We start from the raw sequence: 12,241 nt of genomic DNA, 5'->3' as shown, positions 1-12,241 counted from the left end.
GCGAGCACCCGCGAGACCGTCTACGCTCCCGGCGCACATGGAGCGGGCGTGCCTCGATGGGGCCGTGTCGATGAATTCACCCGTGCCGGCCATGGCCGGTTGCCTCGCTGGATCGGCAAGGCGGCGCGACTAGTCGGCCTCGTCGAGCGGCGGTCGGGCCACGCGAAATCCGTGCGCATCCGCAAAACGCAGCGCCTCGACGATCATCGTCTTCACGACCTTGGGCTCGTCATCGTGATTGAGCTCATATTCCAACAGCATCGAGGCAAACGCTTCCTCGTCAACCTTGTCCAGCGCGTCAGCCAGTTCAATCAGCGTCATCACGCATCTCCTCGGTCGCGATCTCACCCGCTGCTCGTGCAGCGCGCCGCCCGGCCAGCCTAGTTCGCCTGATCATACATGACCGCGAGGGCGGCAAGGGCAAGCAGGATGTACTCGCCATTGTAGTCGGCGTCCTCGTCAGTCGAGAGATCGAATTGCTTCCACACGCCGTCCAGATTCCCGGCGTCATGCTCGGTAACGACCTTGACGGCGACTTCGCGGATGGGATCGAACTGCGAGAAATCGAAGTGCAGCCCTTCGTCGTCCATGAACAGTCCGTGGCTTTTCAAGAACGCAGCCATCGGCACCGTCGTCTCACTGATGTAGAAGAGCAGATCATCCGCTTCCAATGGCCGATCCAGCGCCTGGGGCATGAGACCGACCTGATTAACGAGCAGGTGCGCTTTGGCCTGCATATCCTTCGAAAGTTGCGGGGTAGATACAACGGTCATTTCTGAGATCCTCTCTTCACACCGATTGAGAGACGCTGCTGCCGGACATCATTTTGTACGGCGCCCCTGGAAATAGCCTTCATTGGTGGTGTTCTCGCGAATGTTTGCGGTATCGCCTTGTTCCGCGTAATTGTCTTCGCGCTTCTTCGACGACGTATCCTGCTTGACTTCGGGGTCACCGCCGGTGCCCTTCGGGCTGCGGTTGGCCGGCGGAACGGGAGGCATCTTCCCATGATGACGTGGCATTGCTGCGTCTCCTTGACCTCAGACTCGTTGTTGCACGCGGTTGAAGTTCCGACCGCCCTCGGCGATTCCAGCAACAGCCGTGCCAAGCGAGGCATCACGCGATATCAATCGCTTAATGACTGCAATCAAGAGCCGGCGGACAATTTGTCTTTGCAGCGGGACGAAATGTCACCAGCCCTTCGGTCGCCGTCAGCCCTCCGCAGGCAGCCAGACCGTAAAGGTCGTACCCTTGCCGGGTTCGCTCTCGACGGAGATCTTACCACCTTGGCGCGTGACGAGCATCTGGCTGATCGACAGCCCCAAGCCGGTTCCCTCCCGCCTCTTGGTCGTGAAGAATGGATCGAAGATCCGCTGCATCACGTCCGGCGTCATACCGCCACCGGTGTCCGTCACATCGATCACGACGCCGCGGCGCCTGCCCTCATTCCGATCGAAGGTTCGGATTGTCAAACGCCCGCCTCCCGATGTCGCGTGAATTGCGTTGACGAGGAGATTGACCAGCACCTGCTGCAACTCGGTGCGATTCATCGAGATCAGGCGTGAGGCGTGATAGTCCGTTTCGACGCTGATCGTCGTCTTGTTCAGCAGATGTTGAACGAGCGGCAGCGTGTCGGTGACGACGACCGCGGGATCGTATTGATCGGTAAAGCCGGCATATTCCTGCGGCTTGGCGAATTGCAGGAGCCTCGTCACGATTTCACTGACGCGGTGCATCTGCTCGTCGATAAGCCGAAACTCGGTTTTTGCTTCGTCGGCCCTGGTGCCCATCATGTCCCTGATGATCTCCAGGTTGCCCTGCATCACCGCAATGGGATTGTTGATCTCATGGGCGACGCCCGCGGTGATTTCACCAATCGCAGCGAGCTTTTCCGACATGATCAGCTGCTTGGTGGTTGCTTCGAGCTGCTGGTTCGCATGCACGAGCTTGTTTGTGCGTTCCTCGACGCGCTGATTGAGTTCCTGGTTCCATTGTCGCAGCTGGGCGTCGCGCTCGTGGATCTGATCGAGCAGCCGATCCAGATGAACCGCAACCTGCTCGATCTCGTCGCGTCCATCGACGGGTCCGGTTCGCGCGCCCAATTCACCGCTTTCGACCTTTGAAATCGTCGTCGTCATCCGCTCAAGCGGCCGGAAGATGCTTGCCGCCCATGTCAAGAACAGCGGGACAGTCAGCGCAACCGCAACGACAAACGCCAGGGCGATTTCCAGAACCGTCCCGCGCTTTGCTGCGGTGAACGGTTGCCGAAGATAGCCGGCGTAGAGCATTCCGACGCGACGATTATAGCTGTCACGGATCGGCTCATAGGCGGAAATGTACCAGTCGTTGACGACGAATGCGCCATCGAGCCAGGTCTGGCCGCGATCGAGAACCGTATCTCGAACTTCCGCAGAGACACGCGTGCCAATTGCCCGCTGCCCCTCGAACATCCTCACATTGGTACTGATACGTACGTCATCGAGGAACAGTGTCACGGTCCCGCGACTGCCCTCCGGCAAACCCGCCCCGAAATAGATGAGATCGTTGATCGCATCGACGAACGCGAGGTTCTGATTGAGCAGCATGCCACCGACCAACGCGGCCTTTCGTCCATTCGGCAGCGAAACCGGCGTCGCCGACTGCAATACCAGCCCTCGGCTCTCTTGCGTCCGCGTGGTCGGCGCGCTTCCGGGTGTCGCCACGATGTCGATCTGAGCGCGCTTCGGAAGGTCGGCGGAGATCGCCGCGAGCTCGATGGATTGAAACACATCAATCGCGGTTCGTGTCCGCCCCTCAAGCGCCGAGCTGATGACGGGCCAATTCCATCTTGGCGCGGCCGCCATCAGATACTCGCTCGCGATCACTGCGCCATCGTCGGCGATAATGTAGAGAAAGTCGAAGCCGCGAGCCTGTGCGATGTCCTTGAGATAGTCGCTCAGGGCGCCACGCCCATAGCCCGGGGTTTGAACGATCGACTGAAAGCGCGCGGAGCTCACCGACGATACCAGATAATCCTCGGTGTTCTCGAAAATTCGTCCGAGATACTGTCTGGCGATCGTCAGATCGTCATGGACCTTGGATGTCAGTACCGCGTCGAACCTCACGTTCCAGCGGTAAATGCTGATTGCAAGAAGCAGCGGAAGAATGACGAGCATCGGCAGCAGCGCCATCGCCAGCAGGCGATACCGCACGGAGGCCTTCGGGGAAAAGCTCGCTATCAGAGTTGCCAGCTTGCGCATTTGCGGTCGATCGTTTTGCGCGAAATCCCGAGACGGCGTGCCGCCTCCTCACGGTCGCCCCCCGACTCACGAAGCACAAAAAGGATATGCCGCCGCTCCACATCGGCGAGCGTGATATCGCTTGTCGATCTTTCGCCGCGTGACTTGAGATAGTCCTCCCGGAATTCACCGAGGATCACCGTCCGCTCGATCAGATTGCGCAGCTCCCGTATGTTGCCTGGCCAATCGTACTGCAAAAGGAACGTCCGCATCCCGGCGTCGATTGGAACGCGCGGCATGCCAAGCTGTTCGGAAATCTCGCGCATAAAGATCTCGGCAAGCTCGAGCACATCCTGATCGCGGTCCCGAAGGGACGGAAGTTCGATCTGCATGATGTTGATACGAAAATAGAGATCCGCCCGAAAGGTGCCTGCGGCAACCCGCTTCTGCAGATCGGCGTTGGTCGCGAAGACATAGCGGGCGTCGATCGGCACCTCGCGCTCCGAGCCGACGGGACGCACCCGACGATCCTCAAGCACACGCAACAGCTTGCTTTGCAGCTGGTATGGCAGCTCGCCGATCTCGTCCAGGAAAAGAGTGCCTCCTTGCGCGAACATGAACAGCCCCTCTCGGGCCTTCCCTGCGCCCGTGAACGCGCCCTTCACATGGCCGAACAGTTCGCTTTCGATCATTTCCGAGGGGATTGCCCCGCAGTTGACCGGCACGAACAGCTTGTCCGCTCGGTTGGACAGCGAATGGAGCGATCGAGCGGCAACCTCCTTGCCTGTTCCGGACTCGCCGGTAAACAGAACCGGCGTCGGCAAAGGCGCCACCCGAGCGATAGTTTCGCGCGCCTTTTGAACTGCTGCGGACGCTCCAATAAGCTTGTTTCGCAGGTACAGCTGCTGTGAGGACGACTTCAGCTCATGGCGCAGCACGAAATTCTCCCGCTGCAGTCGTGCCCGATCGAGGCAACGTGCAACGGCATTCAGCAATTGATTGGATCGAAATGGCTTGATGACAAAATCTATGACGCCGATGCGCAGTGCGCCAATTGCCGTATCCAGATCGGCATAGGCGGTCATCAGGATGACATCGGTGAAGAACCCGATCGCTCGCTGCTCAGCAAGCCAGTCGAGGCCGCTCTTTCCGGGCATGACGTTGTCGAGGATCACGACGTCGAAATGCTGCCCGTCGAGCTTCCGCGACGCGTCCTTGGCGTCCGCCGACTCCTCGATCAGCCTGCAGCGCGGGCGCAGGAGCTTAACGAGGAAATTGCGCATCCCCGGCTCGTCGTCAACGATCAAGATCGAGGCTTGCGCGAGCCAAGGCCCGAATTCCGGGTCGACCACCGGTTCGGCAACGTCACGCGGGGCTTCCTCAGACATCGATATCTCTCCCGACTCCGCTCTTGACGAGCACCATCTCAACGCAGCGCGATGGCCTTCTCCAGCGCAATGAAAAAGCGAAGGCAAAACGATATGCCTACCACAAGCCGCGCCAGGCCATAAGTCATTCCGCCCCGGGCCGGATCGCGAACATCGCAGCAGGCACAAGCCGGCGATTGACGCCGTCGTCCGCGATCGTCGATCCGCGATAGAGAAAACGTCCTGACGTTGGCATCCTGTTCCCGCCCATCTCTGGGTTGTTCTCCAAGGCGACGACGCGCCCACGTTAACGCTCGCGCGGGTTACTTTTCTTCGGTCGGTATCGGGGTCAACTCCCCCCAATCGACCGTAGTAACGCGTTCCGTCAGACCTTCCGTGAATCGTCGTCCAGCACGGCGCGCACCAACGCGAAGGCATGCCGGACACCATGCAGTTGATCGATGAGATGGAGGATGACGTCGATCCCCTCGTCGTTGACGCCCAGGTCGCTCTTGAGATCGCGGATCAGGTGCGCGCGAGCGACATCCGCATCAGAGAACTGTGTACCTGAAGTCGCCTCGGTCGGAATCAGCCATCGTTGCTCCAGCCAGAATTCGAGCGTCTGCACCCGCAGTCCCGAAGAGATCAGAAATTCCTGTTTGTTCAGGGTCATTACAAGGTGCCTTCGCGCGGATCGAATTCCTTCCCCTTGGCCCAGTTCTCGACGAACGCTTCCAATTCCGGATCCGGCGACTTCGGCAGGACGATCGTCAGCTTCACCAGTTCGTCGCCGGCACTGCCCCCTCGGCGCGGCGCGCCCTTGCCTCGGAGGCGCAGTGTCGTGCCGGTATTCGATCCCTTCGGCACCGCCATGGTCACATCGCCGGTCGGCGTCGGCACCCGGATTTGACCGCCCAGAACCGCCTCGGTCAACGAGATCGGTAATTCGAGCAGAATGTTGTCGCCGTCACGCGTGAAGCGCCGATCCGGCGTGACTTCGACTTCGATGAGGGCATCGCCTGGTCCGCCCTTGCCGGCGCCGGACGCTCCCTTGCCCTTCAGGCGCAGGACCTGCCCGTCCACCAGCCCTGGAGGGATTTTCACTTCCAGCGTCCCGCCGTCGGGCAGCGTGATTCGCTTGGTTGCACCGCTGATCGATTCGACGAACTCGATAGGCAGGCGATAGTGCAGATCTTCGCCGCGTCGATTTGCGCGTGCGCGCTGTCCACGCCTCAGCAGATCGGCGAACGCACCCTCCGAATCCATGAAGTCGGCAAACCCGGCCCCGCTGGTGTAGGCATGCGGGTCTTCGGCATCGGCGTAGTCGCGATAGAAGTGATGCTGCGGCCGTTCAGCTCCGGTCGCGTCGATCTCACCATTATCGAAGCGCTTGCGCTTGTCGGCATCGCCGAGCAGGTCATAGGCGCCGGCTGCTTCCTTGAACTTCTCCTCCGCGGCCTTGTCGCCGGGGTTGAGGTCGGGATGCAGCTTCTTCGCAAGCTTGCGATAGGCCTTCTGTATCTCGGCGGCCGAAGCTGAGGAGGACACCCCCAACACGTCGTACGGGTTCTTGGCCACTCACCGCTCCCGACCACGATCATGCTTCGACACGGCGGAGACCGCGCCTGTTACTGGCAGCCGACGACCAAGCTGCAAATCCAGATTATTCGACATGGCCGGGCTCCACATATTTGGGGTAGTTCTTCAGTTGTTGAGGCGTCATTCGTGCGGGATCCGGCGCGCCGGGGACACCGCGCGGACCCAGCTGAGCCCGCACGATGTCGTCTTCCGTCAACCGCGGCTTGCCGTCGTCGAGTTGTCCATTGCCTCCGAGACTCGCTGTCATCGCCTTCCAACCTCTGCACGCTTTTTCTTCAACGATGTTCCAGTCGTCGCTGGCCTGACAAGAACCGCGCGCGTCACGCTCAGCGCTGCTCGGGCCGCCGCTCCTCGGGCCTTTCACCGGAACGCTCCTCTCCCGCGGGCCCACGGCGTGGAGGCGCCCCCATCTCCTCCCGCTGCGGTTCAGGCCTCACGGCTGGGGCAGCAGGTCTGGCCTCGATTTCCGGCCTGGCTGCCGGACGAGCCATGGGTTGGGGGCGAGGCTCCGGCCTCGGCGCAGACTCCGGCCTTGCCTCCGGCACGCGGATGTCCTCGCGCCTTCGCTCTTCCGGAGGAAGAGCTCTCGGGGCCGCCTCAGGCTGCGGCGTTCGTTCACGCTCAGATTCGCGAGGCGCAGCTTTTCCGGCTTCATCCGCTGGTGACTTGCGCTCCGGCGCGGGCGGCTGCGCTGGACGCCGAGAGTCTTCGAGACGCTGCCGCGCGGGATCCTCGGGACGCGCGCCCTTCAGATCCTCAGGTCGAGGCTTGTCCGTGTTCGACGGCATCGCCTCGGCGGGCGGGCGGGGCCGAACAATGTCTCGCCCGTTCAGCACTGCTGGACGTGGCGTGGCCACCACGGGCGGGGCGCCGCCATTTGCCCTGTTGAACAAACGGCTGTCGTGGCTCGCGACCTCGACGTGCTTACGTTGCACCGGCGTAGGCGCGAAATGTTGTTCCTTGGCTATGGTTCTGTCCGCAGCGGTCGGACGAGCCTCGACGCCGCCTCGTCCGCCATTGTAGCTGACGTTGTTCACCGTTTCATTGACAACGACGGCTTTCTGATAGACGTTTCTGATCGTCACATTCCGTATATTGTTGACCGTGCTGTTGTAGAAGAATTGGCCACGATCCCAGCGGCCGCCTTCGTAGCCAATGCCCGAATAGCCGAAGCCATAGTTGACGCCGCCGTAAAAGCCGACGCGCTCACCCCAATAACCCGGGTGGAAAATGTAGGCTCCCGCAAGCCAGCCCCAGTAGCCTGGGGTCCACAACAGGCCCGGTCGCGGCGGCTGCACCCAGGTTCCCGGCACCCAATAGTAGTCACCGGCATCCTCATCCCACGACCAATATCCCGGAGACCAGAGATATCCCGGCGCAGGCACGGGAGGCTGTTCGTAACGAGGCAATGGCGGCGGCGGCGTTTCCACAGCCGTGACCTGAGAGCAAGCTGCTTCCTGGGACAACGCAACCGTCGGCATGACGCAAGCACTTCCGAGCAGCAAGACAGCGAAAACCGCGGGAGATGTCGTCGTCAACAGTCGCTTCAACATGTGGGAGCCTTGGCGAGAAATCGTGACCATTCGCGTGATGCACGACACCGTTCGCACCGGCGAACGGTGTTGCTTCAGAGCGTTCCTAGCGACCCGGCTGCAGCGTCATGCTCTCCAATCCTGCAGCGACGATCAGGCCGGTTTCCGCCTGCACGCTGAGGGGTTGCAGCGCGATGCTGTTGTTCGAGCCACCCAGCAGCACATTGCCGCCCACGCCGACGACCGCCGCGGCCATCGCGTCGACGCCGACATAAGTCCCGGCGATATCACCGCGGCCGGGCTGGGCAATGGGTGCGAACACCGACCAGGCAAGCGCAGTGCTCTCGGTAATGCCGATGTCGAGACCGACCTTCTGGATCGTCGCGATATAATAATCTTCAGGCAGTCCGTTGATGCGCAAGACACACGCCAGATTGGTGACCGCGCCGACGATAAAGCCGATGCTTGGGCCACCCTTGCACTCAAGCACGCCGACTTGCACCTTTTGCACGGGCTGCTGGGCTTGCGCGGTTGATACCAGGGCGGCCAGCATTGCTCCGGCAAAGGCAGTGAGGACCGTCAAACGTCGTCGCATAAGAAAGCTCCTACAAAATGAAGGCGGAATGCCTTCAAGACATCTGCTGAAGTTTGAGTACAAAGACGCAACCGGGATTGCAGTCCAGCACTTGAGAGCCGGCGTTTCGTCCCGACAGCGGTGTAAAAGCGCGATTGGTCGCCGCGGGCTCGCGCCCGCGCTGACAGAAGCGCGTTATTTCGAATTCTTCTTGTCGTCGTCGATTTCGGTGAATTCGGCGTCGACGACATTGTCTCCGCCCGAACCCGGCGCAGCACCGGGAGCCGCTCGCGCGGCACTCTGCAGGGCCTCCGCGAGCTTCATCGTGTGCTGCTGCAAGGCGTTCACCTTGGTATTGATCGTCGCGGCATCGTCGCCCTTCAACGCTTCGCGAAGATCGGACATCGCGCTTTCGATCGCGCTGCGGTCCGGTGGCGCGAGCTTCGAGCCATGCTCGGCGACGGTCTTCTCGGTTGCATGGAGCAGTGCCTCGGCGGCGTTCTTCGCCTCGACCGCTTCCTTCCGCTTCTTGTCCTCGGCAGCATGCGCCTCGGCATCCTTGACCATCTTTTCGATGTCGCTCTCCGACAGGCCGCCCGATGCCTGAATCTGGATATTCTGTTCCTTGCCGGTGCCCTTGTCCTTGGCCGACACGTTGACGATGCCGTTGGCATCGATGTCGAACGTCACCTCGATCTGCGGCACGCCGCGCGGCGCCGGAGCAATGCCGACGAGATCGAACTGGCCGAGGAACTTGTTGTCGGAGGCCATCTCGCGCTCGCCCTGGAAGACGCGAATCGTCACCGCGCTCTGGTTGTCCTCGGCGGTGGAGAAGACCTGGCTCTTCTTCGCCGGAACCGTCGTGTTGCGCTCGATCAGCCGGGTGAACACGCCCCCCAGCGTCTCGAGGCCGAGCGACAGCGGCGTCACGTCGAGCAGCAGCACGTCCTTGACGTCCCCCTGCAGAACGCCGGCCTGGATTGCCGCACCGACCGCGACGACCTCGTCAGGATTGACGCCCTTGTGCGGCTCCTTGCCGAAGATCTTTTGCACGACCTCCTGGATCTTCGGCATGCGGGTCTGGCCGCCGACCAGTACGACTTCGTCAATGTCCTTGGCCGTGAGCCCGGCGTCCTTGAGAGCATTGAGGCACGGCTCGATCGTCCGCTGAACGAGGTCCTCGACCAGGGACTCGAACTTCGCGCGCGTGATCTTGACCTGAAGATGCTTCGGGCCGGAGGCATCCGCCGTGATGAACGGCAGGTTGACTTCGGTCTGCGTGACCGTGGAAAGCTCGATCTTGGCCTTTTCAGCCGCCTCCTTGAGGCGCTGAAGCGCGAGCTTGTCGTTGCGCAGATCAATCCCTTGCTGCTTCTGAAACTCGTCGGCCAGGTAATTGACCAACCGCATGTCGAAATCTTCGCCGCCCAGGAAGGTGTCGCCGTTGGTCGCCTTCACCTCAAACACCCCATCGCCGATATCGAGAACGGAGATGTCGAAGGTGCCGCCGCCGAGATCGTAGACGGCGATCTTGGCCTGTTTCTTCTTGTCGAGGCCGTAGGCGAGCGCCGCCGCGGTGGGTTCGTTGATAATGCGCAGGACCTCGAGGCCGGCGATCTTGCCGGCGTCCTTGGTGGCCTGACGCTGCGCGTCGTTGAAATAGGCGGGAACGGTGATGACGGCCTGCGTGATCTTCTCGCCGAGATTGGCCTCGGCCGTCTCCTTCATCTTCTGCAGGATGAAGGCGGAGATCTGCGAAGGCGAATACGGCTTGCCTTCAGCCTCGACCCAGGCGTCGCCGTTGGACGCCTTGATGATCTTGTAAGGAACAAGTGTCTTGTCCTTCTCGACCGTCGGATCATCGTAGCGGCGGCCGATCAGGCGCTTCACCGCGAAGATGGTGTTGGTCGGATTGGTCACCGCCTGCCGCCGGGCCGGCTGCCCGACGAGACGCTCGCCATCGGACGTGAACGCCACCACGGATGGTGTCGTGCGCGCGCCCTCGGCGTTCTCGATGATGCGCGTGTTCTTGCCATCCATGACCGCGACGCATGAATTGGTCGTCCCGAGGTCGATTCCGATCACTTTTGCCACGTCGCGCTCCTCTGACTTTTTCGTTGATCGACTATGTGCGGCTTGCGCCCTGCGCCACTCCCGTTGAGCAACACATGTGCCACATCGCGCCTCACGTGATTTCAACGGCTTACGCCGCGAGCTCGTGAGACGTCGGACATTTTGTCCGGAGCGCGTCGGACAAACTGTCTATTGGTTTAAGCGCATGTGATACGTCGGCCTGCCTGGCCATTGCCGATGACCGCGGAAGGCTTGTCCATTGTAGTCGGACCAGCTGTCCTTCGCGGATCCGGCCAGGTCAGCGCGACGCGCCGGAAGATTACTCCGGACGTCCGCTACCCAGTAGCGCGGAATCCCAACCCGCTGCGGTCGCGCCGGCGACGTAAGTGGATTCCAGGAAGGCAAGTAGATCGCCGTCAGGATTACCCGACTGGCGCAGGTCGTCGTAGTCGAGGAGAAACTCGCCTTGGCCGGCGTGCCATCGCGCGGCGCCTGGACCGATCTTCGCGTTTTCGATGCCTTGCGGCTGCGGGTAGGTGAAGGAGTAGAATGCGGGTCTGGGATAGGAGGGATCACCCGACCACCATCCCATCTCCATCAACTCCGCATTCATCGCATTGCGCCGGATAAAATCAGCGTTCGGCGCCGGTGATGCGGGCTTGCCGTTATAGAACGGCACGCGAATGTCGAACGTCCCCCACATCAGGCCGATGGGTTGCGTCTTGCCCGTGAACCGCCCCTGAAAGATCTGCATGACACGTTGCGTGCTGAGGAGAATGCGCCACCAGGCGTTGACCATGTCGCGGTCGTATGGGCGCTTTTGGTTATCCTGGTCGAACGGGATCGGGTTGGACACTTCCTGCGGCATGAGCGTGATGGACGCATCGATCCCCGCATGGCGAAGCCGGTCGAGCAACGTGTCGACCAGCGTTGCGACCGACGTCGGGCCGAGCGGCAATTGTCCCGATCCGCCCGAACTCGTGAACCATTGCAGCTCGTGCGAGATAAAGTCGGCGCGGACCTCGTAGACGCCGCCGGCGTAAGGGATCGGGCCGGTGGTCAGACCTCTCGCACCGAGCCACAGCGGAACCTCGGCCCATTGCGCCTGGAACGGTCCGGCCAGCTTGAGCTTGCCAACCGCTTGCAACACCATGTGGAGAAGATACCCGGTCTGCTCGAAAGCCTGGCCGGACAGAGCCGGCCACAGATCGCCAGCAGCGGGATTGGAAGATGACTTGCCGGAAGACGACTTGCTGGCACTCATAGCATGTCCTCGCACAGTTTTTGCGTGGGGAGAATTCGCGCCTCAGCTCCAATGTCTGATCATGACGGGCTCATTCACCTGTCGCAAGCCATACCAAGGCTTCACGCCCGCCGCCTCGGCAGGCTTGCGACGAACTGAAACCGCGGCGCACGGCTGCGATGGCGAACGCACCGGAACCACCTCAGACAATCTGTCCCATCGATTTTGACAAAGTGTCCGCGGTCGAACTGACCGACACCTTAAGCTGTTGGTGCGACTTGCCACGCGTGTGGCACGCGGATTGCTGCCAGTCCATCACGTCGACGATCTCTACCGTCGCCTGTTGGACCAGGATGGTTCGTAATGCTCAATGTTGACGTGAACGAAACAGATGATGAACTGCAAATCGTTGCAGAGCTGCATGGTCTAACGGCAAACGACATCGATGTGTCCGTTGAGCATGGTGTACTCACCATTATCGCTGAGAGGCAAATCAACGACGGCCGCGGCGCCGAGCGGACAATCAGAGTCTTGAGCTCGATGCTGCTACCTCGTTGGGTCGACGCTCATGAGATAAGCGCGTACTTCGAGGATGGTTTAGTAACTGTGACGTTTCCCAAGCGCGGGTAGTCGATCCA

The 12,241-nt window shown here is 61.2% G+C and carries 13 protein-coding genes; 1 reads left to right on the top strand and 12 read right to left on the bottom strand.

What is annotated here, in order from left to right:
* Positions 1-129: 129 nt before the first annotated feature.
* The 12 genes from ACVIW0_RS05075 to ACVIW0_RS05020 all read right to left on the bottom strand — a co-directional run bounded on the left by ACVIW0_RS05075 (position 130) and on the right by ACVIW0_RS05020 (position 11,624).
* Positions 130-321 (bottom strand): hypothetical protein, encoded by a 192-nt coding sequence (locus ACVIW0_RS05075; RefSeq protein ID WP_461351339.1) that lies wholly within the window; start codon positions 319-321, stop codon positions 130-132.
* A gap of 59 nt (positions 322-380) precedes the next feature.
* Positions 381-773: a hypothetical protein gene (locus ACVIW0_RS05070; RefSeq protein ID WP_461351338.1), complete on the bottom strand. Its 393-nt coding sequence runs from the start codon at positions 771-773 to the stop codon at positions 381-383.
* A 48-nt stretch (positions 774-821) separates the two neighbouring features.
* Entirely contained in the window at positions 822-1,019 is a 198-nt protein-coding gene (locus tag ACVIW0_RS05065) for a hypothetical protein (RefSeq protein ID WP_461351337.1), read from the bottom strand.
* Between the two features lie 189 nt (positions 1,020-1,208).
* Positions 1,209-3,236 carry a sensor histidine kinase gene (locus ACVIW0_RS05060; protein ID WP_461351336.1) on the bottom strand — a complete coding sequence of 676 codons (2,028 nt, stop codon included), beginning with the start codon at positions 3,234-3,236 and terminating at the stop codon, positions 1,209-1,211.
* Positions 3,215-4,603, bottom strand: coding sequence for a sigma-54-dependent transcriptional regulator (locus tag ACVIW0_RS05055; protein WP_461351335.1), 1,389 nt, complete (start codon positions 4,601-4,603; stop codon positions 3,215-3,217). The genes ACVIW0_RS05060 and ACVIW0_RS05055 overlap by 22 nt, the downstream gene beginning before the upstream one ends.
* 364 nt (positions 4,604-4,967) lie before the next feature.
* The gene (locus tag ACVIW0_RS05050) at positions 4,968-5,249 is read right to left on the bottom strand and encodes a chaperone modulator CbpM (protein WP_461357245.1); all 282 of its coding nucleotides are present in this window, start codon (positions 5,247-5,249) and stop codon (positions 4,968-4,970) included.
* 5 nt (positions 5,250-5,254) lie between these two features.
* The gene (locus ACVIW0_RS05045; RefSeq protein ID WP_461351334.1) at positions 5,255-6,160 is read right to left on the bottom strand and encodes a DnaJ C-terminal domain-containing protein; all 906 of its coding nucleotides are present in this window, start codon (positions 6,158-6,160) and stop codon (positions 5,255-5,257) included.
* Positions 6,161-6,245: 85 nt separating this feature from the next.
* Positions 6,246-6,428 carry a hypothetical protein gene (locus ACVIW0_RS05040; RefSeq protein ID WP_461351333.1) on the bottom strand — a complete coding sequence of 61 codons (183 nt, stop codon included), beginning with the start codon at positions 6,426-6,428 and terminating at the stop codon, positions 6,246-6,248.
* A gap of 79 nt (positions 6,429-6,507) precedes the next feature.
* The gene (locus ACVIW0_RS05035; protein ID WP_461351332.1) at positions 6,508-7,662 is read right to left on the bottom strand and encodes a YXWGXW repeat-containing protein; all 1,155 of its coding nucleotides are present in this window, start codon (positions 7,660-7,662) and stop codon (positions 6,508-6,510) included.
* 157 nt (positions 7,663-7,819) lie between these two features.
* Positions 7,820-8,308 carry a DUF992 domain-containing protein gene (locus ACVIW0_RS05030; RefSeq protein ID WP_461351331.1) on the bottom strand — a complete coding sequence of 163 codons (489 nt, stop codon included), beginning with the start codon at positions 8,306-8,308 and terminating at the stop codon, positions 7,820-7,822.
* Positions 8,309-8,482: 174 nt separating this feature from the next.
* A complete protein-coding gene (gene dnaK, locus ACVIW0_RS05025; RefSeq protein ID WP_461351330.1) occupies positions 8,483-10,381 on the bottom strand; it encodes a molecular chaperone DnaK in 1,899 nt (632 codons plus the stop codon).
* Positions 10,382-10,679: 298 nt separating this feature from the next.
* Positions 10,680-11,624, bottom strand: a complete 945-nt coding sequence (locus ACVIW0_RS05020; protein WP_461351329.1) for a DUF5996 family protein — start codon at positions 11,622-11,624, stop codon at positions 10,680-10,682.
* 342 nt (positions 11,625-11,966) lie between these two features.
* On the opposite strand from ACVIW0_RS05020, the gene ACVIW0_RS05015 reads away from it, so the two are divergent.
* Positions 11,967-12,233: an Hsp20/alpha crystallin family protein gene (locus tag ACVIW0_RS05015; RefSeq protein WP_461351328.1), complete on the top strand. Its 267-nt coding sequence runs from the start codon at positions 11,967-11,969 to the stop codon at positions 12,231-12,233.
* Positions 12,234-12,241: the final 8 nt, after the last annotated feature.

The sequence above is a fragment of the Bradyrhizobium sp. USDA 4454 genome (assembly GCF_054822705.1).
This window is presented reverse-complemented; position numbering and strand designations above follow the sequence as displayed.